This window comes from Rhodococcus sp. BP-332 (genome assembly GCF_019836065.1).
Lineage (GTDB): Bacteria > Actinomycetota > Actinomycetes > Mycobacteriales > Mycobacteriaceae > Rhodococcoides.
In genome coordinates, this window is sequence record NZ_JABUEC010000004.1 from 380,444 (window position 1) to 404,453 (window position 24,010).

Below are 24,010 nucleotides of genomic sequence, written 5' to 3' on the forward strand. Positions count from 1 at the left end.
CACGCGGGGGAGGGTGTCTCTCTGTCGATCAGGTCAGGCCTGGCGGGCCATTCCGCGCTCGATAGCCGCGACGATCTGCGGGCGCAGTTCGGCGGCCGCCACGATGTGGTGCACCGAACCGACGGTCCGCGCTCGCTCGATGTTGTGCACCGCCTCGAACTCGGACGCCACCTCACCGAGCTTCTCCGAGCGCACCGCGGTGCGGGTGGCCGACAGCTCCACCTGCAACCGGGCCCGCTCCGTGTCGTCCTCGGAGGAGTTCATGCGTGCCTCGAGATCGCGGACGGACGGGTCGGATGCGGTGCGCTTGTTGACGTCTCGCGTGAAGACCACTGCTGCGGCCGGTGCACCACCGAGGACGGATGCGAACGATCCCTCGACGGCCAGCACCTCCATGTTCTCGTTGAGCGCTCCGGAGAACACCACGAACGCGCCGCCGTGATACCGGGAGACCACGCAGAACACGATCGGTCCGTCGAAGTTGACGATGGCACGGCCGATCTCGGCGCCGTACTCGAGCTGCAGGTTGCGCAGCGACTCCGGTGACCCGTCGAAGCCGGACAGGTTGGCCAGCACCACCAGCGGGCGGTTGCCGCTGGCTGCGTTGATCGCACGGGCCGTCTTCTTGGACGAGCGGGGGAACAGCGTTCCCGACGTCCACTGGTCGGGGCCGTCGGACGGGAACCATCCCTTGCGCGAGATGGCACGCGATTCGATGCCGATCACCGACACCGGGTAACCGGCGAGGTGGGCGTCGAAGACGACGGACGTGTCCGCGTCGGCCATGTCGGCCCACCGCTCGAGCACGGCGTGGTCCTGATCGACCACGGCGCGCATGACGGTGCGGATGTCGAACGGCTTCTTGCGCTCGGGGTTGGTGGCCGAGGAGAAGATGTCGCCGACGGTCTTGAAGTCGCTCGACGGGTGGACGTGCGGGTAGGTCCGCACGTCGCGGTCGACCGGGTCGACGGTCGTGGTGCGGCGCGGGAAGCGTTCTCCCGGTGCGCGATACGCGTGATCGTAGTGCGCGAAGAGGACGTCGCACGCAGCTCCGAGGTTCGGAGCCCAGTACTGCGCCTGCCCGTTGGGGCCCATGACGCGGTCGTAGCCACCGATGCCGAAGTTGTCCTCCGCGGAGACGCCACCGGAGTAGTCCAGGGACTGCTTGCCGGTGAGCACCATCGCGCTCTCCGGCGTCATCACCAGGATGCCCTTGGTGTGCATGAGCATCGTGGCCTCGGCGTTCCAGTACGGCTGCGCGCCGACGTTGATGCCCGCGACGATCACGTTGATCTCGTGACCGGCCTGCGTGAAGGTGATGATGCGGCGCAGAGCCCGCGACACCCAGTCCATGTTCTCCGTGCCGCTGCCCATGGAAATGGTCGCGCCTGAGGAGAGCGCGAACCACTCGACAGGGACGTTCATCTCCTCGGCCAGGTCGATCGCGGCGACGACGCGCGCACACTCGGCCTCGGCCACCGTGCCCAACGCCTTGGTCGGATCGCCGAACAGGGCGACGCGGGTCATGCCCTCCGGGTACAGCGCCGTCGGCGTGGACACCAGGCCCACGATGATGCCCGCGGTGTTCTGACCGTACGGCCGCGAGATGGGTTGCAGCGCACCGGACTCGTCCAGGTCGTACTCGACGAAGGAACCGTCGCGCTTGGTCAGCACGGGGATCAGCTCGTACGGGTACACGGTGCCGCGTGCCTGCGAGCGCTGCACGTTCTGCGTGTACGTGTCCAGCGGGCGCATGGGCTCGGTGGGCGGGTCGGTGATCTTGGTGACCACTCCGGTACCGGGTCGGTACGAGAAGCGCAGGGCCTGCATGGTGGGCTCCGCGCCTGGGCGCACCACGACGCGGGCCATCATGGTGATCTCCTCGAGACCGGCGGCCACGGTGAGCGGCGCGAGATGCCGGGCCACGATGCGCAGCTTGTCGAGCGGCAGGTTCAGCACCGGCCACACGTAGAGGACGACGCGATTGTGGTCGAGGCGGCGGTTGCCGCGGCGAGCCTGGGCGCGGCGGATGCCGTCGAGGCACGCGGAGAGCGTGCGCTCGATGGCGGGAACCGAGACCACGTTGCCCTGGGCGTCGAACTGCACTGCGGCGTCGCGGATCTCGGCCAGGGCGACCAGTCGCTCGTCCTTGGGGTTGTCCTTCGCCACCAGATCGAACAGGTACGTGCCGGGTGCGGAGGGGATGCGGGTGCCGTCGAAGTTCTTGAGGCGCCACAGGTCCAGTCGCTGACCGGTGAGCGGATGCAGGTCGCGGAGCGAGACGTCCTCTGTCAGAACGCCTGCCTGCGGCCGGAACGTCACCTGGCGCGAGATGCCGGTGCCGCGTCCGAACACGGTGACCGTGACGCGACGCCACGACGTGGTCGCCGGGTGTGCGGCGATCTCGGTGCGCAGCTCCTCGACCACCTGGTCGCCGTCCTCGGGAGCTGTCGGCCACGAGAGGTACAGATCCACCGCGAGGTTCTCGGGTGCCGGCCCCGCGGTCTCGGTGAGCGCCACCAGCGTCGACGAGAGGCCGGCGCGATCGGTCATCGTCGAGAGCAGGTTGACCTTGCCGCCGACGAGGGTGAAGGTGCCCGAGACATAGTGCTGCCCTTCGCGATCGAAGGCCTTCACGTCCTCGAAGTCACGGATCTCGTAGTACTGGCGGGTGATCACCTCGAGCAGGGCGCCCGGGTCGGACATGCGCTGGGAGAGCAGCTCCACGAGCGGCTCCTCCGTGGCGACCAGGGCGTCGATGCGCTCCTGGTGATCGTCGGCGTCGGGCCGCTCGGCCAGGTACTGCAGACTGCCGCGGACACCGTCGTAGACCTGCTCGCGCGCCTTGCGGATCTGCGGCTCGTCGAACAACTGGAAGCGGAGGTTGCGGGCGACGTCGCCGATCACCGGGTACCGCACCTGGGTCGCGACGACGAGGCGGTCGAGCACCTCACCGACGGCGCTGTCCGCGTCGGGGGCGACCGACGGGTCGGCGATCCACCGATCGAGGAGTGCCGCGATGGCCGGGACCTGGTTCTCGATGCGCTGCTGCGCCAGGAAGAGTCGGTAGACGGCCTCCTCGAGATCGGTGCCGCGATCGAGATCGTTCTTGTCGTAGTGCCGTAGTGCGCGAGCCAGCTTGTCGCGGAACTCGTCCGGCAGGCCCTGGACGTCGGCGTCGAGCGACTGCAGGAACGCGTGGAAGTGCTCGCGCGGACTGTGGACGCGCTCGTCGGTGCCCTCTTCGTCCATGGTCGGACGGTTACGCGTCAGCTCGCACATGTCGGCGAAGGTGGTGAGCAGGTCCAGCTCGGCGCGGACCAGCTCGCCGTCCTTGCGCGGGAGTGCCCCGCGCAGAGCGTCGTACTCGGCGATGGTGGCGAGCGCACGGGACGCGCTGACGTCGAATCCGCTGAGGAGAGCCCGCAGTTCGTCGAGACGGGCCAGTGCGTCGATGCGGTCGTCGCGGTCGGCGTCGCCGCACGGCGAGCGGAACTCGACCCGGGCGGTGGTGGAGGCGGCGGCCGTCTCACCGATCGGGTCGACGCGCAGCAACGCCGCGCCGTTGTCGACCTGTGCGTTGACGACGGCGAGCACCTCGCTCACCCGACCGGCAGAGGCGGCGCGCACCGCGGTCTCCATCTTCATGGCCTCGAGGACCACGAGCGTCTGTCCCGCCTCGACCTCGTCGCCCACGGCGACCGGCACGGCGACGACGACAGCGGGGGCAGGTGCGCGCACCAGGCCGGCCTCGTCCTGGCTGATCTGGTGGCTCACGCCGTCGACCTCGACGAGATACCCGGCGGGGCCGGGCACGGTGACGACGGAGTAGCGGGTGCCGTCGATCTCGGCGCGACGCTCGAAGGTGCCGAGCCGCTCGATGTCGATGGTGATCTCGTGGTCGTCGACCGCGACCAGGTAGCGGTGCGGTCCCACCTGGCCGACGGTCAGGCGGTAGCCCTGGCCCTGGTAGTTGAGCTCGACCGTGCGGCCGATGTCGTGGCTGGCGCGGGGACGGCCGCCGCGGGCGGACAGCAGGAACTTGGCGCGCTCACGGGCCTCGTCCGCGTCGTAGGCGTCGACGGCCGCGGCGATCAGTGCGACGTCGGCGACGCGGGTGGGGCCCTCCGCGGTGCCCGCGCCGGTGCGATCGAGCCAGCCGGTGTCGGCAGTGGCGTCGATGAGCTCCTCGCGGTCGAGCAGGTCGAGCAGGAACGACTTCGTGGTGGTGCCGCCGTCGATGACGACGGTGGTCTCGCGAAGCGCCGTGCGCAGCCGGGCGAGGGCCTCGGAACGGTCACGGCCCCAAGCGATCACCTTCGCGACCATGGAGTCGTAGTCGGGCGGGATGACGTCGCCCTGGGCGATGCCCGTGTCGACGCGCAGGCCCGATCCGAGCGGGAACTTCAGCAACCGGACGGTGCCGGGCGCCGGTGCGAAACCGTTGTCGGCGTCCTCGGCGTTGAGTCGTGCCTCGACGGCGTGACCGAACTCGGTCGGGCAGTCGCCCTCGAGCACGTGGCCGCCCGCGACGAGGATCTGCAGCTTGACCAGGTCGAGGCCCGTCGTCACCTCGGTGATGGGGTGCTCGACCTGCAGGCGCGTGTTGACCTCGAGGAACGTGAAGATCTTCTGCTCGGGCTGGTACAGGTACTCCACCGTGCCGGCGCCGTGATACCCGGCGGCGCGGACCAGCTCCGCGGAGGCGGCGCGCAGCTCGTCGGCCTGCTCCCGGGTCAGGACGGCCGAACTGGACTCCTCGATGACCTTCTGGTTGCGACGCTGGATCGAGCAGTCGCGGACGCCGGGTGCCCACACGTTGCCGTGGGTGTCGGCGATGACCTGGACCTCGACGTGGCGCGCCTCGGTGACGAGCCGCTCGAGGAAGACGACAGGGTCGCCGAACGAGCGCTCGGCCTCACCCTGGGTGCGCTCGAGTGCGAGCTCGAGCTCGTCCTCGGCGAAGACCTTGCGGATACCGCGACCGCCACCGCCGCTGCGCGCCTTGATGATCAGGGGATAACCGATGGCGGCGGCGTGCCGACGTGCATCGGCGCGGGTCTCGACGGGACCACCGCTCCACGGCGCGACCGGGACGCCCACCTTCTCGGCGAGGATCTTGGCCTCGACCTTGTCGCCGAGCAGGCGCATCGAGGCAGCGGACGGACCGATGAACGTGATGCCCAGGCGAGCGCAGATGTCGGCGAAGGTCGGGTCCTCGGCGACGAAGCCCCAGCCGACCCACACGGCGTCGGCGCGGGCCTCGACGAGTGCGCGCTCGAGCTCGACGTAGTCGAGGTAGGGGTTCTGCACGCCCGTCTTGCGGAGCGTGACGGCCTCGTCGGCCTGGCGGACGAACATCGCCTTCCGCTCGGCGTCGGTGTGCAGAGCGATGACGCGCAGAGGCTCGGCGGACCGCGATTCGTTGTTCAGCTCGCGTACCGCTCGGATGAGGCGAACAGCTGCTTCGCCTCGGTTGACTACTGCTATGCGTGTGAACATGCGCTCCGCCGTCTCGAAGGGAAAGTGTCTTCCGAGCCAGTGTGACGGTCCACGAGCGTACTGGCGAGTACATCTCACCAACGCCCGAAAGGGTCGTGATCGGTCACTGACCTGTGGCGATGCGCTACCCACGGGTATACCGGCGGGTAATGACACGATGGGCCGACGACGGCGCCGTGCCCCGGGAAAAGTACAGTGGAGAGCGATGACAGCGATGTGGTTCGGCCTTGCTCTAATCGCACTCCTCGGTGCGGTGGCACTGCTGTACATCGATCGCGCCCGCCGCGGACAGCAGGGCCGGGTGCGTCAGATCTGGGCGAAAGCGCAGGGCTACCACTACGTTCCCGCCGATCCCGACCTGCCGTCGACCTTCTCGCGCGCGGCCATGGCGAACCAGGAGTTCCTCGGTGCCGTCGACGTGGTCGAGGGTGTGCGACGCGGCGAGGAGTTCGTCCTGTTCGACCTCGAGGACGCCGCGACCGTCGTGGCGGTGCGCCGCGAGGTGGGATCCGACGTCGACCTCGATCTGCGGTCCCGCACGACGCCGCCGCCGAAGGAGGCCGACATGCAGCTCCTCGGCTCGCTGGGTCCGCGCATCATCTTCGCGACCGACCTCGACGTGGCACGGCGAGTCTGTGACCAGCGCATGGTCGCCTTCACGCACTCGGTGCCCGATGTGGTGCAGCTGCTGTGGAGCGAGGGTCCGTGGACGCTGGGCACCGTTCCGGTGGGCAGTTCGGGACGCGACTGGGACGCCGCGATCGACGCCGTCACCCGTCTGTCCGGCCTTCTGCACGTGTTGCCGCCCTCGCGACGCCGCGCAGCACCCGGACGCGACGACTGATCGTTTCATCAGCCACGTGCTGCCGTGAGGAACCTCACCCGTTAGTCTCGTGCGCATGTCGACTCCAACACCGCGGCCCATCGCACTCGTCACCGGTCCGACGTCCGGCATCGGCGGCGGGTTCGCCCGCCGTCTCGCCGCCAGTGGCCACGACCTCGTCCTGGTCGCCCGCGACACCGTCAGGCTCGAGGCGCTGGCCGACGAGCTACGCGCGTCGTACGGCACCTCGTCGGAGATCCTGGGCGCGGACCTCGCGACCGAGGAGGGCCGCGCTGCCGTGGTCGCCCGACTGCAGGAGGGCGTGCAGGTCCTGATCAACAACGCGGGCTTCGGCACGTCCGGCGAGTTCTGGACGGCGGACCCCGCGCTGCTGCAGTCGCAGCTCGACGTCAACGTCACCGCCGTCATGCAGTTCACCCGCGCGGCGCTGCCGTCGATGATCGCGGGTGCGAAGGGCTCGGTGATCAACGTGGCCAGCGTCGCCGGCCTGATGTCGGGTCGCGGTTCCACGTACTCCGCGTCGAAGGCGTACGTCGTCTCGTTCAGCGAGGGTCTCGCGGGCGGTCTCGCCGGCACCGGCGTCCGCATCCAGGCTCTGTGCCCGGGCTTCGGGCGGACCGAGTTCCACGAGCGCGCCGGCATCGAGATGTCGTCGATTCCGTCGTTCATGTACCTCTCCGTGGACCAGGTCGTCGACGCCTCGCTCGCCGACCTGGAGAAGAACACCGTGCTGAGTGTGCCTGGGCTTCAGTACAAGTCACTGACTTCGGTATCGCGTCTGGTGCCCCGTACCATCGCTCGCCGCGTGGTCTCCCTGGTCGGCAGCGCGCGCGGTCGCACGTAAGCTCCAACGGCCGAGACGAACCCTCGACCTCGGGTCGACGTTCATACTCGACGGCGCTATGTTTCTGGTGTGACTGTTGTGGCCCTGGTGGCGTTCGTGATGATCATCGGTATCGGCTGGATCGTGTCGGTCGTCCGGCGGACACGTCGGTCGGCCGACTCCGTCGCTGCCGGACTGAACCTGCTCGAGATCGAGCTCGATCGACGACGGGCCGTGATCCCCGATCTCGTGCGCGCTGCCGTCGACGCCGATCTCGACCGCGCCGCCGTGAACCAACTCGTCGGAGCGCGGTCGCTGTCGGCCATGATGCGGGATCGGCGCGCCGAGCTCGGCGCCCGGGCCGGCGCCGAGAACGCGCTGTCGGTCGCGCTGCACGAGGTGCTCTTCGACGGTCGGGCCAGTGGGCCTCTCGGGTGGGACTTCAGCTCGCCCGCAACGGAACTCGATCGCATCGAGCATCGCGTCGCCGGGGCCGTCCGCGTGTACAACACGCAGGCCTCGTCGTTGGCCTCGCTCGCCGACTCGCCGCTGTCCGGACCCGTCGTCCGGCTGTTGGGCGTCCGGGCGCCCGCTGTGTTCGCCGAGACCGCGGACGCCGACACGGCGTGGTTGCGGGCGCCGCAGCACGCCGCCTGAGCGCACCCGATAGATTCACTGCTCGTGGCAGCTACCGAGAAGTCCGAACTGGCAGAACTGGTCCGCGAGTTGGCCGTCGTGCACGGGAAGGTGACGCTGTCGTCGGGCACGGAAGCCGACTACTACGTCGACCTCCGCCGTGCGACGCTGCACCACCGCGCCGGTGCCCTCATCGGGCAGCTCATGCGAGAACTGGTGTCGGACTGGGATTTCGACGCCGTGGGCGGACTCACCATGGGTGCCGACCCCGTCGCCTTGGCGGTCATGCACGCGCCGGGCCGTCCCATCGACGCGTTCGTCGTCCGCAAGGCGGCCAAGGCCCACGGCATGCAGCGCCAGATCGAGGGCCCGGACATCGTGGGCAAACGGGTCCTGGTCGTCGAGGACACCACCACCACCGGCAACTCCCCGCTCACGGCCGTCGCGGCTCTGCGTGACGCCGGTGCCGTCGTGGTGGGCGTCGCGACGGTGGTGGACCGCGCCACCGGCGCCGACGCGGTCATCGCGGCCGAGGGTCTCGAGTACCGGTCCCTCCTCGGTCTGGGCGACCTGAACCTCTGAGCTCTACTGCCAGCCGACGGCGGTGAAGGGCGCGTTCGTCGTCACGCGGCCGACGATGCCGGCGTGCGCGAAGTCCTTGGCCGTGGCCACCGCGTCCTGGACCGAGGAACCCTTCGCCAGCTCGGCGGTGATGGCGGCGGCGAAGATGCAGCCGGCTCCGGAGACGCGCTCCTCGCCGATCTTCGGCGCACGGAACACCGAGACGTCGGTACCGTCGAACAGGACGTCGACGGCCTCGTCGCCGGGCAGACCCGCGCCGCCCTTGACCACCACGTAGCGCGGTCCGAGGTCCGCGATGCGGCGGGCGGCCTCCGACAGATCGTCGACGGACTCGATCGAGTCCATTCCCGACAAGGTCTGCGCCTCGAAGAGATTGGGCGTGACGACGGTCGCGAGCGGGAGGATCTCGGCGCGCAGGGCGTTGTCCGTGTCCAGCGCCGCGCCCGGCTCCTGGCCCTTGCAGATGAGGACGGGATCCACGACGACGTGTCGCCACGGCTGCTGACGGAGCGACTCGGCGACGGTGGCAACGGTCTCGGGTGTGCCGAGCATGCCGATCTTCACGACGTCCAGTGAGTGGGCAGCCGTCGCCGCCTCGATCTGGTCGGCGATCACCGGTCCCGCGATGGGGACGAAACGGTGGCCCCACCCGGCCTTCGGATCGAACGAGACGATGCAGGTGATGGTGCCGACGCCGTAGACCCCGAGCCGCTCGAACGTCTTGAGGTCGGCCTGCAGGCCGGCGCCTCCCGTGGCTTCGGATCCGGCGATGACGTAGGCGAGTGTCGGCATGTCATCATCATCCCAAAACGCCGAGAGCGCGTGGGTGCGGGGCCGAGAGAGCCCCCGCACCCACGCGCTCGGTCGTCAGGAGCGAGTGCCCTTGCGACGCGAGAGTGCGAACGCACCGACACCCGCGACGGCGACGACGGCCACGCCGGTGCCGATCGCGGCGACGGGCAGTCCGCCCTCGTCGTTGGAGGCGCTCGCCTGATCCGACCCCGCGAGGCTCGACTCGGACGACACGAGACCGATCTCCGGCAGTTCGCCGGCGACGATGACGTTGCCCTCCTCGTCGTCGGTGAAGTAGTCGACCACCTTGAACGTGCGCGTCGGGCCGTCGACGTAGAAGCCGATGAGACGGATTCCGGAGGCGGTGACCTCGACCGTGGTGGAGTCGATGGTCGCGACCTCGACGTCCTCCTTCTTCTCGTCGCCGACCTCGACCGTGACGGTCTCCTCGGCGGCGTTCTCCGCGGCAGCCTCGTCGGCGGCCTTCTTGTCCGCGGCATCCTTCGCAGCTGCCTCGGCCTCGGCCTTCGCTGCTGCGGCGGCCTCGGCTGCTGCTGCTGCCGCCTCGGCGTCACCGGCTGCTTCGAGCCGCTTCGCGTTCTCCTCGGCGACCGTGGCGGCCACCTGCGTCGTCGCTGCCTTGACGACAGCGGCGAAGAGCGTCGACGCCTTCGCGTACGCGGCCTGGATCGCCGTGGTGACCTTGGCGGCGTCGAGCGTCGCGAACGCGTCACCGACGGCCTTCAACGACTCCTCGGCAGCCTTCGTGGCCTCCTCCGCGGCGGTGCGCGCGGCGGCTGCGGCCTCGGCCTTCGCATCGGCGTCCGCACGCGCGGCCTCTGCCTCGGTCGGATCCGCGGCAGCGTCGCCCTCGAGCTCGTCGGCCTTGTCCTTCGCAGCGTCGGCCTCGGCCTGAGCGGCGTCCGCCTTGCTCTTCTCCTCGTCCGCTGCAGCCTTGGCGGCGTCCGCCTCGTCCTGCGCCTTGGCGGCGACACCGGCGGCGACGATGCTCTCCTGCTCGGCGACCGACGCCGATTCCTCGGCCTTGGATGCCTCGAGCTCGGCCTTCGCTTCGTCGACCTCGGCCTCGGCAGCGGCGTCGCCGCCCTGCGCTGCGGCGATGGCGTCGTCGAGGAATGCCTGCGCCTTCTTGATGGCGTCGACGGCGGCCTTGGTGGCGTCCTTGGCCACCTGCAGTGCCTTCTTCTCGTCCTCGGTCAGCTTCGCGTCGATGTCGACCTTGATGGAGGAGTTGCCCTCGTCGTCGACCACGACGGAACCGGTGACCTGCGGCAGCGGCCGGGCCGGGGGAGCGGTGGTGGGCACGGTGGTGACCGGCGGCGCATCCGTCGCCGAGGGTGCCTGCTCGGTGCTCGACGTGGCGGGAGCCTCGGTGGTGGTGCTCGAGGAGGACTCGCTGCTCTCCGAGCTGTCCGGCGGATCCTGCTGGGCGACGGCCACGGCGGGTGCGGCGACAGCCAGCGACACGGCGAGCACGGCGCCTGCTGCAGCGAGCCGCGTCCTGCGGGCACGGGTGATGGACTTGTCCGACATGAATGGCCTTTCGATACCGAAGACGGCATTCCTGCCGTATCCGAGAAGCGGTGAAGAATGGTGTACGCGTCCCCCGACCGAACAGAACGTACCTTCCGGTCCGCCTAGACCTTTACTTCAGAGTTACTTCGTCATCGAAGTGTGACCTTTGGTGCAGATGGTGTTCATGCGGTGAATGTGACTGGTGTGATTCAGTTTTCCCTGGTCAGTCGCCCACGGTCAGTGCTGCCGCCTCGTCGACGCTGTGCGGAGCGGGGTCGTGGTCGTCGACGTGTGCGAGGACCTTCCGACCGGTCGCGAGAACGCCGATGGCCAGGAAGGTGCAGGCGGCGCCCACCCAGAACGGCACGTGCACATTGGATTCACCGAGCTTGCCGGCGAGGTACGGGGCGGCAGCGCCGCCGGCGAACCGCACGAAGCTGTAGGCCGCCGAGGCGGTCGACCGTTCGACCGGCGCCGAGATCATGACGGTCTCGGTGATGAGGGTGTTGTTGACGCCGAGGAACAGTCCGGCGAGGACGACGCACACGATCAGAACCGGCTTGCTCTCCGTGAACAGAGCCATCGCGGCGAGGTCGGCTGCGAAGAGGAGCAGCGCCAACATCATCATGTTCAGCGTCCCGAACCGGCGCTGCAGGCGCGGTGCGAGGAACACCGAGGCCACCGCGAGCGCGAGTCCCCAGCCGAAGAAGATGAAGCCGATCGCGTAGGTGCCGAGGTCGAGCGGGAACGGCGTGTAGGCGAGCAGAGTGAAGAATCCGTAGTTGTACAGCAGTGCCGTGATGCCGACCGTGAGCAGTCCGCGGTGCCGCAGTGCGCGGAAGGGGTCCGCGAGAGAGGTTCGGTGCGTGGGCTTCTCGCCCTCCGGCAGCATGACGACGAGCAGCACGACGGCCACGGCCATCAGGACGGCGACGCCGAAGAACGGGCCCCGCCAGCTGATGCTGCCCAGGACGCCGCCGACCAGCGGGCCGGTGGCGATGCCGATGCCCAGTGCGGCCTCGTACAAGATGATGGCCCGCGCGACGCCACCGCTCGCGGCGCCGACGATCGTCGCCAGGGCGGTCGCGATGAAGAGTGCGTTGCCCAGTCCCCAGCCGGCGCGGAACCCGACGATCTGGGTGATGGTGCTCGACGAGCCTGCGAGCGCGGCGAACACGATGATGATCGCGAGACCGGCCAGGAGTGTCTTCTTCGGGCCGAAGCGCGACGAGACGACGCCCGTGACGAGCATCGCCACGCCCGTCACCAGCATGTAGGACGTGAACAGGAGAGACACCTGCGACGGTGTCGCGTTCAACTGTTCGCCGATGGGCTTGAGAATGGGATCGACGAGGCCGATCCCCATGAAGGCGATGACACTGGCGAACGCCACTGCCCACACGGCCTTCGGTTGCTGCAGAAGGCTCGGCTGGGACGCGTCCTTCTTCTCCTCGATCGTCGTCACGGGTGTTCCTTTCGTGCTGTGTTCTTGAGTACCGAGCGCAGGTCGTCGAGGCCCTCGACGATGCGTCGGAGTTGGTCGGGATCGGGCTCGCCCAGGTGGCGGAGCAGTCCGTCGCCGATGGCGCGACGCGAGTCGGCGAGCCAAGTGCGTCCGTGGTCCGAGATCGACACGACCACGGCGCGGGAGTCGGTCGGATCCGTCATGCGGTCGACGAGACCGTTCTCGTGGAGCGTGCGCAGCAGGGCTGTCGCCGAGGGTTGCGAGCATCGGTCGAGGCGGGCGAACTCGCTGATCCGGATCGCGCCGTACTCGTCGAGCAGGGAGAGCGCGCGCGACCACGTACGGGGATGCTCCGCGGGCGCGACCGAGGCCGCGAGCCGGGTGAAGCGCGAGGTCGTGGTGACCAGTTCGGACAGCAGTGTCCGCAGTTCGTCGGTTCGCATCGCCGTGGTCTGCACTCCCTTAACGTTACATAAGCTAACTATCGAAATCCAGTGTGGGGTCGGTTACGGTGTCCGCATGCCGTCCGGGTCGTCCGCCACGCTGGTCCGCAGGGCCGCGGCCCTGGCCTACGCCGTCGCTGCGGCGGGCACCATCGTCGGTGCCGCCACGCACCGACCCGTCGTGCAGACGGTGTGCAAGCCGCTCCTCATGCCGATTCTCGCGGTGCGATCCGGCGCCCACCGCTCGCCACTGCTGGCTGCGGGGCTCTCGGCGGCGACGCTCGGCGACGTCGCGATGATCGATCCGGACGACGATCGCCGGTTCACCGCGGGGGCGTCGTCGTTCGCCGTCATGCAGGGGTGCTGGTCGGTACTGTTGCATCGCAACGGTTCTCGCGCGCGGCCGCACCATGCTCTGCTTCGAGCGGCGGGATGGGCGGGCGGCGCCGTGCTGGCCACGAGACGCGCCCCGACCATTGCACCGATCTCCATGGCCTACGGCGTCGCCCTCGGTGCCATGTCCGTTCTCGGTGCGGACGGCGACACCCGTGCCGTCGTCGGATCGACGCTGTTCACCGTCTCCGACGGCATGGTGCTCGTGCGGCGGACCACGGCCGACGCGCGCCTGCGCGACGTCCTCGAGGTCGCGGTGCTCGCGACCTACATCGGCGCTCAGTACGCGCTCGTCGACTCCCTCACGGGAACAGCGTCGGGGTTCCCGACTCGAGATCGAGCAGCAGGCGTTTGCGCTCGACGCCGCCGGCGAAACCCGTGAGGCTGCCGGACATTCCGATGACGCGGTGGCACGGCACGACGATCGACAACGGGTTCCGGGCGTTGGCCGACGCCACCGCTCGCACCGAGGTGGGCCGGCCGACGGCGACTGCCAGAGCGGAGTACGTCCACGTCTCGCCGTAGGGGATCGTGCGGAGCGCAGCCCACACCTCGTTCTGGAACTGGGTTCCCGCCGGGGCCAGCTCGAGATCGAAGCGGCGCCGCCGGCCGCCGAAGTACTCCGCCAACTGATCGCGGATCTCGTCGAACCCGTCCGCCCGGGCGGTGCCGATCCGGCCGGGAGCCGGTGCCGGACGGTGACCGGGAAAGTAGACGCCCGACAGCGCCGTCCCGGTGCGCACGACGGTGAGAGGACCCACCGGGGTGTCGAGAACGGTGTGGTGCCGGGTCGAGTCGGTCGGTGTCACAACCGGATCCGCGTCCGGTCGTCGGGATCGACGACGACGGGAACGGTCGCGCCGACCTCGTACCGGACGGACCCCGTGCGTCGGACGGTGCCCGGGTAGGACCCCGACCCGGGCACGGTGATCGTGAGGTCGACCTCCGTCTCGGCTCCGACCTCCCGTACCTCGTCGACGACGGCCCACCCCTCGAGCCCGTGGTCGCGCATGCGGCGTTCGTCGGCGGTGGGGCGCCCGGCAGCCATCATCGCGAGTCCCAGTGCCGCGCCGAAGCCCGCGACCAGCGCAGCGATCTGATACGGAACGGTGCCGTCCGGGGCCTTGGGGAGCAGCACGAGCGCCCAGACCGCCAGCACGACGACGTAGATGGCGGTGACCACGGCCACCGCCCGACCCACTCTCTCGTGGTCCATCGACTCGGATCCCTCCCGTGAGCGCCTCCGAGGACGCCGGAAGCTACTCGGCGGTAAGTTTTCGGCTCACCGCTCTGTTGCAGCTCAGCCCGACCCTTTACTCTTCAGACATGTCTCAACCTACTGTCTTCATCACCGGCGCAGCAGCCGGCATCGGGCGGGCCACCGCACTCACGTTCGCCGCCGCCGGGTACCACGTCGGTGCCTACGACATCGACGAGACGGGACTGGCCTCTCTCGCGAAGGAGATCGCGGCGAAGGGCTCGACGTCGACGACGGGAATCCTCGACGTCACCGACACCGCGCAGTTCACCGAGCGACTGAAGGAGTTCGACGAGGCGGCGGGCGGGCGACTCGACGTGCTCATCAACAACGCGGGCATCCTCATCGCGGGCCAGTTCGCCGAGCAGGCCATCGAGACGCACCGCAAGCAGTTCGACATCAACGTCGGCGGCGTGCTCAACGGTCTGCTCGAAGCGTTCCCGTACCTGAAGAAGACGCGCGGCGCCCAGGTGGTGAACCTGTGCTCCGCCTCCGCCATCTACGGCCAGCCCGAGCTCGCCACGTACGGCGCGACCAAGTTCGCGGTGCGCGGGCTCACCGAGGCGCTCGACCTCGAGTGGCACAAGCACGACATCGCCGTGAAGGCCATGTGGCCGCTCTTCGTGCAGACCGCCATGACCAAGGGGATCCAGACCGGTACCACCGGTTCGCTGGGCATCAAGTTGACCGCGCAGGACGTCGCCGACGCGATCTTCAAGTCGACGCAGCCCGCCAAGCGGATCTATCACAAGGTGCATTTCCCGGTGGGGCTCCCGTCCAAGGCGCTGTCCATGGGCTCGCGGTTCTCCCCGGTCTGGCTGACCCGCGAGGTCAACCGCCGTCTGTCCCATTCCTGAGTTGACCGAGAACGACCGCAGCGACGAGGCGGGTGCCACCGAGTGGGGTGAGCACCCGCGCGGCGTACCCGCCTGGGACGTCGAGCGTGACGGGCCTCGGCCCACCGATCCCCGCTACGACCCGGAACTCCTCGACGAGGGGGATCGGCGCAACGTCGTCGACGCGTACCGGTACTGGACGCGCGAGGCGATCGTCGCGGACCTGGACACGCGCCGGCATCCGATGCACGTGGCCATCGAGAACTTCGCGCACGACGCCAACATCGGGACGGTCGTCCGCACGGCCAACGCGTTCGGCGCCGCCGCGGTGCACATCGTCGGGCGTCGGCGTTGGAACCGTCGCGGTGCGATGGTCACCGACCGCTACCAGCACATCGAGCATCACGAGACCGTCGAGGCGCTGACGGCGTACGCGGCGAAGGCGGGCCTGACGGTGGTGGCCGTCGACAACGTGCCCGGGTCCGTCCCGCTCGAGACTGCCGTTCTCCCACGGAATGCGCTGCTGCTCTTCGGTCAGGAGGGCCCGGGCGTGACCGACGACGCGCGCGCCGCCGCGTCGATGACGGTGTCCATCGCGCAGTTCGGCTCCACCCGCAGTATCAATGCCGGTGTCGCAGCCGGGATCACGATGCACGCCTGGATCCGGCAGCACGCGGATCCCGACCTGGCCTGGTGACCGTGCCCGACGGCTCCCGAGCCGAGGGGTACTGGCAGGATCGAATCATGCACGACACGTGGTCCTCCAGGGCGGACGCCGCCGAGGAGGCCGTCTTCTCTCGCCACGTCCGCCGTCTGTGGGGACTGCCGGGGACGGCTCTGGGTGTCGTGGCGTGGCCGCCGGTCCGACGGGAGCGGTTGTTCTTCCGCTGGCACTACTGGTGGCAGGCGCACCTCATCGACTGTGTGGTCGACGCCGAGGAGCGGGCGCCGTCGGCGCGCCGCCGACGACGGCTGGCCCGGATCGCGCGCACCCACCGGCTGCGCAACCTCACCGGCTGGACCAACTCGTACTACGACGACATGGCGTGGCTGGGGCTGTCCCTCGAGCGAGCGCAACGTCTGCACCTCGTCGACAATCGCACCGCGATCGCGGCCCTGGAGTCGGAGCTGTTCGACGCCTGGGATCCGGCGCACGGGGGCGGTATCCGCTGGTCCAGGAAGAGCGACTTCTTCAACGTGCCGGCCAACGGCCCGGCGGCGGTGCTGCTCGCACGGACCGGCAAGCTGTGGCGCGCCCAGGCCATGGCCGACTGGATCGACGCGACTCTCGTCGATCCGACGACCCATCTCGTGCTCGACGGCATCCACGCAGACGGCCGTGTCGAGACGCCGATCTACTCCTACTGCCAGGGCGTCGTGCTCGGCGCCGAGACCGAACTCGCGATCAGCCTCGGTGACGACAAGCACCGCGAGCGCGTGCATCGACTCGTCGCCGCCGTGCAGCAGCACCTCACGAAGGACGGCGTGATCATCGGCGGCGGGGGAGGGGACGGCGGCCTGTTCAACGGGATCCTCGCCCGGTACCTCGCACTGGTGGCGACGTCGCTGCCCGGAGACGACGACGAGGACCACGAGGCGCGCTCGGTCGCCGCCGACATCGTGCTGGCGTCGGCGGAGGCCGCGTGGGACAACTGCCTGTCCATCGAGGGCCTGCCGCTGTTCGGCAGCGACTGGTCCGCCATCGCCAAGCTGCCCTCGTTCGGTGCGTCGATCGCCCGGTTCAGCGCCGGCACCGTCACGTCGTCGTCCGTGCCGGAGCGCGACTTCTCCGTCCAGCTCGGCGGCTGGATGTTGATGGAGGCGGCGCACAGCCTCGGCTGAACGCCAGCCGTCAGAGATCGTGCACGTCAGAGATCGTGCACTTCGGTGGTCTCCACCGGCTTCTTCATCTCCTTGCGGTACTGGTACAGACCGAAGATGGTGCCGACCACGATCGAGACGATCATCAGCGTGAGCACGGTGGGGAACAGCCACGACACCTTGTCGAGCACCGCTCCGAAGTAGAACCCGATCAGCAGCAGCACGGGTGCCCAGATGAGCGCACCCAGCGTGCTGGCGATGGTGTAGCGGCGGTGGTTCATCCCACCGGCACCGGCGACCATCGGGCACAGGGTCCGCACCCACGGGATCCAGCGCGCGACGAGCACCGCCCAGAAGCCGTGCTTCTCGAGAAGTCGGTTGACCTTCTCCAGATTCGCGGTGTTGACGTACTTGCCGTTCTTGCGCGCCACGAGGCGATGACCGGTGCGTTTACCGATCATGTACCCCACCTGATTACCGGCGATGGCGGCCAGGAACGCGCCCGCGGACAGCGCCCACACGTGCGAGGTGCCCGAGGCGTGGGCGGCCAGTCCGATACCGGCGGTGATCAGCAGCGAGTCGCCGGGAAGGAAGAGGCCCACGATGACGGCGCACTCGAGGAACACGAAGGACACCACGATGAGCCAGACCAGGGTGGGCCCGGCCGATTCGAGGAATCCCATCGCGCCGCCTTCGGCGAGCACGGTGCTACCGGCGAGAAGCATGAACGGGGGACCGATCTACGAGGACGAGTCGCGCGGAGCGGGCTCGGTGCGCTGGACGGGCTCGGACCACTGAGCTGGTTCCGACCGCTGAGCAGTGTCCGACCTCTGGGCCGGCTCGGACCACTTGGACGGCTCGACCTTGCCGTCGAGCTTGCCGTCGAACGCGTCGACGGCCTCACCGAGCGGGGTGCGGCGCGAGGAGACGATCCGCTTGCCGACCTCCCAGGCGATGGGCAGGACGGACACGGCGACGATGAGCAGGAAGATGATGTCGACGTTGTCGCGGATGACGGCGATCTGGCCCAGCAGGTAGCCGAGCAGCGTGACGCCCGAGCCCCAGACGATGCCGCCGACGACGTTGTAGGTGATGAACGTGCGGTAGCGCATGCCCGAGGCGCCGGCCACGACCGGCGCGAACGTACGCACGATGGGCACGAAGCGCGCCAGGAAGATGGTGATGGGACCGTGCTTCTCGAAGAACGCGTGCGACTCGTCGATGTAGCGCTTCTTCAGGAAGCGGGCGTCGTCCGTGAACAGGCCCGTGCCGGCCTTCTTGCCGATCAGATATCCCGCCTGATCACCCAGCACCGCGGCGATCGGAATGGTCACCAACAGCACCCACAGCGGCGCGAACGGCTCGATCTCCGCGCTCTTCGACGCGGCGATCAGACCGGCCGTGAACAGCAGCGAATCGCCCGGGAGCAGCGGGAACAGCAGGCCCGACTCGATGAACACCACCAGCAGCAGACCGACCAGGACCCAGGTGCCGAACGAGTTCAGCAGGTTGACGGGATCGAGGAACCCCGGCAGCAGGGCGAGGTCGGTCACGGAGGCGGCCACGGTAGTCACAAGCGCCCACAGTACCGGCGAGAGCAGTCGATACCCGCACGCCGAGTGGCGGGTAGTACAACTCACGAGCAACTCTCAGCAACTACCGGCGAGTAGATCGGGCAGGGCGCGACCGGCGTCACCTCGGTTGACATACTGCTAGTGACCGCACCTGATCGGGTGCCCCGTTCGCTCACCGTGGAGGTTTCTTCGTGCCGATCGCAACTCCCGAGGTGTACGCCGAGATGCTCGGCCGCGCCAAGGAACACAAGTTCGCTTTTCCCGCCATCAACTGCGTGGGATCCGAGTCCGTCAACGCGGCCATCAAGGGCTTCGCCGACGCGGGCAGCGACGGCATCATCCAGTTCTCCACCGGTGGCGCGGAGTTCGCGTCCGGCCTCGGTGTGAAGGACATGGTCACCGGCGCCGTCGCGCTCGCCGAGTTCGCCCACGTCGTCGCCGCGAAGTACGACGTCACCATCGCGCTGCACACCGACCACTGCCCCAAGGACAAGCTGGACACCTACGTGCGTCCGCTCCTCGCGGTGTCGCAGGAGCGCGTCGACGCCGGGAAGAACCCCCTCTTCCAGTCGCACATGTGGGACGGCTCCGCGGTGCCGATCGACGAGAACCTCGAGATCGCCAAGGATCTGCTGGCCCGGGCCGCCGCGGCGCGCATCATCCTGGAGATCGAGATCGGCGTGGTCGGCGGCGAGGAGGACGGCGTCGAGGCGGAGATCAACGACAAGCTGTACACCTCGAACGAGGACTTCCTGAAGACGGTCGAGGCGCTCGGTGCCGGCGATGCCGGATCGCGCTACCTGTTGGCCGCGACGTTCGGCAACGTCCACGGCGTCTACAAGCCGGGCAACGTCAAGCTCAAGCCGTCGGTGCTCGCGGACGGCCAGCGCGTCGCCACCGAGAAGCTCGGACTCGCTGCCGGCTCCAAGCCCTTCGACTTCGTCTTCCACGGCGGCTCGGGCTCGGCCAAGAGCGAGATCGAGGAGGCCCTCGAGTACGGCGTCGTGAAGATGAACGTCGACACCGACACCCAGTACGCGTTCAGTCGGCCCATCGCCGGCCACTTCTTCAGCAACTACGACGGCGTGCTGAAGGTCGACGGCGAGGTGGGTAACAAGAAGGCCTACGACCCGCGCAGCTACCTCAAGAAGGCCGAGGCCGGTATGACGGCGCGCGTCGTCGAGGCGTGCAACGACCTGAAGTCCGCCGGTCGGAGTGTGTCAGCGGGCTGACGCCCGCACGAGCGCGGTCAGGCGCAGACCTTCCAGGTCTCGCCGTCCAGCGCGAGGTCGAACGTGCGCGCCGAGGGCTCCGCGCCCTCGGTGCGCGCGGTGACCTGTGCGATCGCCGTCGTCTGATCCGGCGGTTCCGCTTCGGTGATCTGAATGGTGTCGACGCTCTGTACCACCGGCACCGTTCCGGATGCGACGGCGGCGTCGTGCGTCGCGGCGAAGTCGGCCTCGGAGATGCCGCCGTAGAAGGACGCCAGCGCGCCGCACGTGACGCCGCGTAGAGCGGTCAGGTCGCCGTCACGCAACGCCGCGGTGAAGGTGTCGATCGAGGTGCGGATCTTCTCGTCGTCGCTCGGACCCGTGACGCTCGTGCCGCCCCGCAGCAGTGCGAACGCCACGACACCCGCGATCGCCAGCAGGGCCACGAGGGCCGCCGCGATCCACGGTCCGCGCCGCCGTCCTCCGGAGCGCGTCGACACCTTCTTCGGTGCGGCGCTGGGTTCGATGCGGCGCGGTGCGGCGGGGCGCGAGTTATCCGGGGACACGCGTGCACCTTATCCAGCGCCCGACGTCTCCCGCGCGCTCCGTGGGAGACTGTCGTCATGACTTCCTTCGGTGATCTCCTCGGTCCCCAGCCCACCCTGCTGCCCGGCGACGACGAGGCCGAGTCCGCTCTCCTGAACCACACGGCCCCCGAGGAGGTGGCCGCGGCGCACCCCACCGCGTCGATCGCGTGGGCCTACCTCGCCGAGGCCGCCCTGTCCGACGGACGCACCATCACCGCGTACGCCTACGCACGCACCGGCTACCACCGCGGGCTCGACCAGCTGCGTCGCAACGGCTGGAAGGGCTTCGGACCCGTGCCGTACAGCCACGAGCCCAACCGCGGCTTCCTGCGCTGCGTGGCCGTCCTGGCCCGCGCCGCGCAGTCGATCGGGGAGACGGACGAGTACGCCCGCTGCCTCGATCTGCTCGAGGACTGCGATCCGCGCGCCGCGGACGAACTCGGCGTCGGCTAGCACCAGCTTCATGGGCCGATTCGGGAGCTACCCACGATTCACGGCCCCGCATCTCGGCCTGCGCACCCGCGGCTCCGCGCGGATCGACGCCTCGCTGCGGCGACTGAGTGTCTCCGGGTTGCCGATCATCCAGTGCGCGCTCGCCGCGGGCATAGCGTGGTTCGTGGCGACGGACGTCGTCGGGCACGTCACGCCCTTCTTCGCACCGATCGCGGCCGTCGTCTCGCTCGGCGTGTCCCTCGGGGCGCGGATGCGACGCTCGGCCGAACTCGTCGTCGGCGTCACGGTCGGTATCGGTGTCGGTGACGCGATCATCGCCCTCATCGGGACCGGCCCGTGGCAGATCGCCCTGGTCGTCGCGCTCGCGATGTCGACCGCCGTCTTCCTCGACAGCGGCGCCATCATCGCGATGCAGGCGGGATCGTCGGCCGTGCTGGTGGCGACGCTCATCCCGCCGGGTAACGCCGGCGGACTCAACCGCATGGTCGACGCGTTGATCGGCGGTCTGGTGGGACTCGCCGTCGTCGCCGTCGTGCCGACGCACCCCGTGCGCCGCGCACGCAAGGACGCGGCCACCGTCATCGCCACGTCGGGCCGGGTACTGCAACTCGTCGCGGACGGTCTCCTGGCCAACGACGCGGAACCGATCGCCAAGGCGCTGAAGGCTGCGCGCGCCACACAACCGGCCATCGACGCGATGCGCACCGATCTCAAGGGCGGGCGCGAGATCAGCCGCATCTCCCCGCTGTACTGGAACAGCAAGCAGCGCTTGGCCGAGCTCGCCGCGACGGCGGATCCGCTGGACAACGCGGTGCGCAACATCCGGGTTCTCGCCAGGCGCTCCCTGTCCCTGGTGCGCGACGACGAGATTCTCGACCCCCGACTGGTCGACCTCGTCGAGAAGCTCGCGCAGGCCACCGAGGTGGTGCGGAAGATGATGCTCGCTGATCCCGGCGAGCAACCCGACCGAGCAGAGGCAGCGCGGGTTCTCCGGCACGTGGCGGTCGGTGCGAAGGCGGAGCTCATGCAGGACGCCGGCCTGTCCGCGGTGGTGGTGCTCGCGCAGATCCGGTCCATCGTCGTCGACCTGCTCCAGGTGGCGGGGCTCTCGCGGATCTCCGCGCTGGCGACCTTGCCCCCGACCGTCGACCACCCCGCCGTGCCGCCGGAGCTCGACTACTAGGTTCCCGCTGCCGTTCCGTGTTCCCGCGGACGCTGCAACCCCTCCTCGAGTACGGAACCCCTGCGGGAGCTGCCGGTACACAGGACGAGGGTGCTCCACAGGCGGGCGACAGGAAGGCGTGTCCCCGTCCGCGCGTGATCGACACTCACCGCTATGGACCTGCACCGCCGCGCGACCGGTGACGTGACCGATGTGGCGCTGCGCGGTCTGGTGAGGCGCGGCGAACTGGTCCGCGTGAGCCGCGGCTCCTACGGCCCCGGCTCGGAGTGGGCGTCGGCATCACCAGACGAGCGCTACCGCCTGCGCGTGCTCGGAGTCATGGCGGGACGCACCGCGGTGGCCGTCGCCAGTCACGAGTCCGCGGCGGCGCTGCATCGGCTCCCCCTTCTCGCTCCCGACCGAGACCGGGTGCACGTGAGCGTCGACGGTCGAGGAGGTGGTGCGTCGACCAGGAGGGTCGCCGAGCACCGGGTCCCGCTGTCCCCGCTGGACGTCACCACCGTCGACGGTGTGCAGGTCACGACGCCGACGCGGACGGCGCTCGACATCGCGTGCACGGTGGGACTCGATCGTGCGCTGTGCGCTGTCGAGTCCGCACTCCGCACGGAGGCGCCGGATCTGCAGGAGTGCCTCGCACGGCTCGGGCGCCGTCGCGGCATCGCCACCGCCCGCCGCGCGGTGGACCTCGCGAGCCCTCTCACCGAGAGCATCGGCGAACTGTGGAGCCGAGCCCTGATGATGCAGTGGCCCGAGATTCCCTCGCCGAGGCTGCAGCATCGCTTCCTCGACGATCGTGGTCGCATCGTGGCCCGCACCGATTTCGACTGGGACGGTCGGCTGGTGGGCGAGTTCGACGGGCTGACGAAGTATCGCGGCGGAGCGCAGTCGGTGATCGACGAGAAGCTGCGCGAGGACGCCCTCCGCGCGCTCGGCTGCCATGTGGTGCGGTGGACGTGGGACGACCTGCGTCATCCCGAACGGCTACGGCGTCTGCTCGCGGCCGGGATGGCCATCGCGTTCCGCTGACGCCGGAGGTCTCTGGGTTCCCGCTGCCGTTCCGTGTTCCCGCGGACGCTGCAACCCCTCCTCGAGTACGGAACCCCTGCGGGAAGCGTGACTCACCATATGCACACATTCGCATGTATGGTCTCGATCATGGGAGCGGGGCACGGACATGCGCACACACCGGCGGCAGGTGAGGCCGGCACCGGGCGTCTGCGACGCATGGGGATCGCGTGGTTCGTGCTCGTCGCGTTCTTCGCCCTCGAGCTGACCGTCGGCCTGATCATCAACTCGCTGGGCCTGCTCGCCGATGCCGGGCACATGCTCACCGACATCATCGGCATGTCGATGGGCCTCGTCGCGCTCACGATGGCCCGGCGCGGATCGAGTTCCGCTGCACGGACATTCGGGTGGCACCGGGCCGAGGTCCTCACCGCTGTCGCCAACGCGGTGCTGCTGCTCGGGGTAGCGGTCTTCATCTTCGTCGAGGCGATCCGCCGCATCGGGGACCAGCCGGACATCCCGGGCCTCGCGATGGTGCTGACGGCCGCCGCGGGACTCGTCGCCAACATCGTCGTCATGCTGCTCATCCGCGCCGACGCGAAGGACTCCATCGCGGTACGCGGGGCCTATCTCGAGGTGCTCGCGGACACCGTGGGCAGCGTCGGGGTGCTCGTCGCCGGTGTGCTGCTCCTGGCGTTCGACTGGACGTGGGCGGACATCGTCGTGGGTATCGCCATCTCGCTGTGGGTGGTGCCGCGGGCACTCTCGCTCGCCGGCCAGTCGTTGCGCATCCTCACGCAGGCCAGCCCGTCGTCGGTGGACATCGGTGCGCTCGAGGCCGATCTGCGGGCGTTGCCCGGAGTCGTCGACGTCCACGACCTGCACGTCTGGACCCTCACCACCGGCATGGACGTCGCCACGGTGCACATCACGTCGGACGGTTCCGGATCGGTGATGCTGGCCCGCGGGAAGGAAGTGCTCTCGGCCTACGGCCTGGACCACGCCACCGTGCAGGTCGAGCCCGCGGTGCACGGTGCCACCTGCCGCGACGAGCTCACCTGGTAGC

Annotated in this window: 23 protein-coding genes; 13 read left to right on the forward strand and 10 right to left on the reverse strand. The window is 69.2% G+C overall.

The window, feature by feature from the left end:
- Nucleotides 1–33: 33 nt before the first annotated feature.
- On the reverse strand, nucleotides 34–5,502 hold the full coding sequence (locus HQ314_RS17085) for a carboxyl transferase domain-containing protein (RefSeq protein ID WP_222633152.1): 5,469 nt from the start codon (nucleotides 5,500–5,502) through the stop codon (nucleotides 34–36).
- Nucleotides 5,503–5,716: 214 nt separating this feature from the next.
- Here HQ314_RS17085 and HQ314_RS17090 point away from each other — a divergent pair, with 214 nt between their 5' ends.
- From HQ314_RS17090 to pyrE, 4 genes are all read left to right on the forward strand, one after another.
- A complete protein-coding gene (locus HQ314_RS17090) occupies nucleotides 5,717–6,346 on the forward strand; it encodes a hypothetical protein (RefSeq protein ID WP_056444305.1) in 630 nt (209 codons plus the stop codon).
- Between the two features lie 55 nt (nucleotides 6,347–6,401).
- On the forward strand, nucleotides 6,402–7,190 hold the full coding sequence (locus HQ314_RS17095) for an SDR family oxidoreductase (RefSeq protein WP_222650682.1): 789 nt from the start codon (nucleotides 6,402–6,404) through the stop codon (nucleotides 7,188–7,190).
- Nucleotides 7,191–7,259: 69 nt separating this feature from the next.
- Complete coding sequence (locus tag HQ314_RS17100) at nucleotides 7,260–7,826, forward strand: hypothetical protein (protein ID WP_222633151.1); 567 nt, start codon at nucleotides 7,260–7,262, stop codon at nucleotides 7,824–7,826.
- Nucleotides 7,827–7,850: 24 nt separating this feature from the next.
- Nucleotides 7,851–8,387, forward strand: coding sequence for an orotate phosphoribosyltransferase (pyrE, locus tag HQ314_RS17105; protein ID WP_037186299.1), 537 nt, complete (start codon nucleotides 7,851–7,853; stop codon nucleotides 8,385–8,387).
- Between the two features lie 3 nt (nucleotides 8,388–8,390).
- Here pyrE and thiD read toward each other — a convergent pair whose 3' ends face one another.
- The 4 genes from thiD to HQ314_RS17125 all read right to left on the reverse strand — a co-directional run bounded on the left by thiD (nucleotide 8,391) and on the right by HQ314_RS17125 (nucleotide 12,623).
- Nucleotides 8,391–9,179, reverse strand: coding sequence for a bifunctional hydroxymethylpyrimidine kinase/phosphomethylpyrimidine kinase (thiD, locus tag HQ314_RS17110; protein ID WP_056443661.1), 789 nt, complete (start codon nucleotides 9,177–9,179; stop codon nucleotides 8,391–8,393).
- A gap of 75 nt (nucleotides 9,180–9,254) precedes the next feature.
- Nucleotides 9,255–10,733 (reverse strand): hypothetical protein, encoded by a 1,479-nt coding sequence (locus tag HQ314_RS17115; protein ID WP_222650683.1) that lies wholly within the window; start codon nucleotides 10,731–10,733, stop codon nucleotides 9,255–9,257.
- 205 nt (nucleotides 10,734–10,938) lie between these two features.
- Nucleotides 10,939–12,180, reverse strand: a complete 1,242-nt coding sequence (locus tag HQ314_RS17120) for an MFS transporter (protein WP_081821365.1) — start codon at nucleotides 12,178–12,180, stop codon at nucleotides 10,939–10,941.
- Complete coding sequence (locus HQ314_RS17125; RefSeq protein ID WP_056444311.1) at nucleotides 12,177–12,623, reverse strand: MarR family winged helix-turn-helix transcriptional regulator; 447 nt, start codon at nucleotides 12,621–12,623, stop codon at nucleotides 12,177–12,179. The genes HQ314_RS17120 and HQ314_RS17125 overlap by 4 nt, the downstream gene beginning before the upstream one ends.
- 76 nt (nucleotides 12,624–12,699) lie before the next feature.
- Here HQ314_RS17125 and HQ314_RS17130 point away from each other — a divergent pair, with 76 nt between their 5' ends.
- Nucleotides 12,700–13,398, forward strand: coding sequence for a lysoplasmalogenase (locus HQ314_RS17130; protein ID WP_222650684.1), 699 nt, complete (start codon nucleotides 12,700–12,702; stop codon nucleotides 13,396–13,398).
- Here HQ314_RS17130 and HQ314_RS17135 read toward each other — a convergent pair.
- Together HQ314_RS17135 and HQ314_RS17140 are read right to left on the reverse strand one after the other, a co-directional pair.
- A complete protein-coding gene (locus HQ314_RS17135) occupies nucleotides 13,319–13,825 on the reverse strand; it encodes a methylated-DNA--[protein]-cysteine S-methyltransferase (RefSeq protein ID WP_222650685.1) in 507 nt (168 codons plus the stop codon). The genes HQ314_RS17130 and HQ314_RS17135 overlap by 80 nt on opposite strands.
- Complete coding sequence (locus tag HQ314_RS17140; protein WP_027506420.1) at nucleotides 13,822–14,232, reverse strand: hypothetical protein; 411 nt, start codon at nucleotides 14,230–14,232, stop codon at nucleotides 13,822–13,824. The genes HQ314_RS17135 and HQ314_RS17140 overlap by 4 nt, the downstream gene beginning before the upstream one ends.
- A 110-nt stretch (nucleotides 14,233–14,342) precedes the next feature.
- Between HQ314_RS17140 and HQ314_RS17145 the strand changes: the two genes are divergently transcribed.
- From HQ314_RS17145 to HQ314_RS17155, 3 genes are read left to right on the forward strand one after another with little or no spacing between them, the layout of a single operon-like run.
- Nucleotides 14,343–15,131 (forward strand): SDR family oxidoreductase, encoded by a 789-nt coding sequence (locus tag HQ314_RS17145; protein ID WP_027506419.1) that lies wholly within the window; start codon nucleotides 14,343–14,345, stop codon nucleotides 15,129–15,131.
- Nucleotide 15,132: 1 nt separating this feature from the next.
- Nucleotides 15,133–15,807, forward strand: coding sequence for an RNA methyltransferase (locus tag HQ314_RS17150; RefSeq protein WP_261781766.1), 675 nt, complete (start codon nucleotides 15,133–15,135; stop codon nucleotides 15,805–15,807).
- Between the two features lie 47 nt (nucleotides 15,808–15,854).
- On the forward strand, nucleotides 15,855–16,952 hold the full coding sequence (locus HQ314_RS17155; RefSeq protein WP_222638853.1) for a glycoside hydrolase family 76 protein: 1,098 nt from the start codon (nucleotides 15,855–15,857) through the stop codon (nucleotides 16,950–16,952).
- A 26-nt stretch (nucleotides 16,953–16,978) separates the two neighbouring features.
- Here HQ314_RS17155 and HQ314_RS17160 read toward each other — a convergent pair whose 3' ends face one another.
- Both HQ314_RS17160 and HQ314_RS17165 read right to left on the reverse strand, forming a co-directional pair.
- A complete protein-coding gene (locus HQ314_RS17160; RefSeq protein ID WP_051613508.1) occupies nucleotides 16,979–17,656 on the reverse strand; it encodes a DedA family protein in 678 nt (225 codons plus the stop codon).
- Between the two features lie 15 nt (nucleotides 17,657–17,671).
- Entirely contained in the window at nucleotides 17,672–18,505 is an 834-nt protein-coding gene (locus HQ314_RS17165; protein ID WP_231476412.1) for a DedA family protein, read from the reverse strand.
- Between the two features lie 191 nt (nucleotides 18,506–18,696).
- Between HQ314_RS17165 and fbaA the strand changes: the two genes are divergently transcribed.
- Nucleotides 18,697–19,737, forward strand: a complete 1,041-nt coding sequence (gene fbaA / locus HQ314_RS17170; RefSeq protein WP_027506415.1) for a class II fructose-bisphosphate aldolase — start codon at nucleotides 18,697–18,699, stop codon at nucleotides 19,735–19,737.
- A gap of 17 nt (nucleotides 19,738–19,754) precedes the next feature.
- Here fbaA and HQ314_RS17175 read toward each other — a convergent pair whose 3' ends face one another.
- On the reverse strand, nucleotides 19,755–20,282 hold the full coding sequence (locus HQ314_RS17175; protein ID WP_056695874.1) for a hypothetical protein: 528 nt from the start codon (nucleotides 20,280–20,282) through the stop codon (nucleotides 19,755–19,757).
- 57 nt (nucleotides 20,283–20,339) lie between these two features.
- Here HQ314_RS17175 and HQ314_RS17180 point away from each other — a divergent pair, with 57 nt between their 5' ends.
- The 4 genes from HQ314_RS17180 to HQ314_RS17195 all read left to right on the forward strand — a co-directional run bounded on the left by HQ314_RS17180 (nucleotide 20,340) and on the right by HQ314_RS17195 (nucleotide 24,009).
- A complete protein-coding gene (locus tag HQ314_RS17180) occupies nucleotides 20,340–20,756 on the forward strand; it encodes a DUF3151 domain-containing protein (protein ID WP_027506413.1) in 417 nt (138 codons plus the stop codon).
- A gap of 10 nt (nucleotides 20,757–20,766) precedes the next feature.
- Nucleotides 20,767–21,939: an aromatic acid exporter family protein gene (locus HQ314_RS17185; RefSeq protein WP_204869801.1), complete on the forward strand. Its 1,173-nt coding sequence runs from the start codon at nucleotides 20,767–20,769 to the stop codon at nucleotides 21,937–21,939.
- Nucleotides 21,940–22,092: 153 nt separating this feature from the next.
- On the forward strand, nucleotides 22,093–22,965 hold the full coding sequence (locus HQ314_RS17190) for a type IV toxin-antitoxin system AbiEi family antitoxin (protein WP_222650686.1): 873 nt from the start codon (nucleotides 22,093–22,095) through the stop codon (nucleotides 22,963–22,965).
- A gap of 129 nt (nucleotides 22,966–23,094) precedes the next feature.
- A complete protein-coding gene (locus tag HQ314_RS17195; protein ID WP_222633144.1) occupies nucleotides 23,095–24,009 on the forward strand; it encodes a cation diffusion facilitator family transporter in 915 nt (304 codons plus the stop codon).
- Nucleotide 24,010: the final 1 nt, after the last annotated feature.

Excerpts from the sequence above, each read along its gene's own strand:
- HQ314_RS17195 (WP_222633144.1), top strand. The coding sequence starts at position 23,095 with ATGGGAGCGGGGCACGGACATGCGCACACACCGGCGGCAGGTGAGGCC.
- HQ314_RS17180 (WP_027506413.1), top strand. The coding sequence starts at position 20,340 with ATGACTTCCTTCGGTGATCTCCTCGGTCCCCAGCCCACCCTGCTGCCC.
- HQ314_RS17185 (WP_204869801.1), top strand. The coding sequence starts at position 20,767 with ATGGGCCGATTCGGGAGCTACCCACGATTCACGGCCCCGCATCTCGGC.
- HQ314_RS17085 (WP_222633152.1), bottom strand. The coding sequence starts at position 5,502 with ATGTTCACACGCATAGCAGTAGTCAACCGAGGCGAAGCAGCTGTTCGC.
- HQ314_RS17115 (WP_222650683.1), bottom strand. The coding sequence starts at position 10,733 with ATGTCGGACAAGTCCATCACCCGTGCCCGCAGGACGCGGCTCGCTGCA.
- HQ314_RS17145 (WP_027506419.1), top strand. The coding sequence starts at position 14,343 with ATGTCTCAACCTACTGTCTTCATCACCGGCGCAGCAGCCGGCATCGGG.
- HQ314_RS17090 (WP_056444305.1), top strand. The coding sequence starts at position 5,717 with ATGTGGTTCGGCCTTGCTCTAATCGCACTCCTCGGTGCGGTGGCACTG.
- HQ314_RS17095 (WP_222650682.1), top strand. The coding sequence starts at position 6,402 with ATGTCGACTCCAACACCGCGGCCCATCGCACTCGTCACCGGTCCGACG.
- HQ314_RS17155 (WP_222638853.1), top strand. The coding sequence starts at position 15,855 with ATGCACGACACGTGGTCCTCCAGGGCGGACGCCGCCGAGGAGGCCGTC.
- HQ314_RS17140 (WP_027506420.1), bottom strand. The coding sequence starts at position 14,232 with ATGGACCACGAGAGAGTGGGTCGGGCGGTGGCCGTGGTCACCGCCATC.
- HQ314_RS17125 (WP_056444311.1), bottom strand. The coding sequence starts at position 12,623 with ATGCGAACCGACGAACTGCGGACACTGCTGTCCGAACTGGTCACCACG.
- HQ314_RS17190 (WP_222650686.1), top strand. The coding sequence starts at position 22,093 with ATGGACCTGCACCGCCGCGCGACCGGTGACGTGACCGATGTGGCGCTG.
- HQ314_RS17160 (WP_051613508.1), bottom strand. The coding sequence starts at position 17,656 with ATGCTTCTCGCCGGTAGCACCGTGCTCGCCGAAGGCGGCGCGATGGGA.
- HQ314_RS17130 (WP_222650684.1), top strand. The coding sequence starts at position 12,700 with ATGCCGTCCGGGTCGTCCGCCACGCTGGTCCGCAGGGCCGCGGCCCTG.
- thiD (WP_056443661.1), bottom strand. The coding sequence starts at position 9,179 with ATGCCGACACTCGCCTACGTCATCGCCGGATCCGAAGCCACGGGAGGC.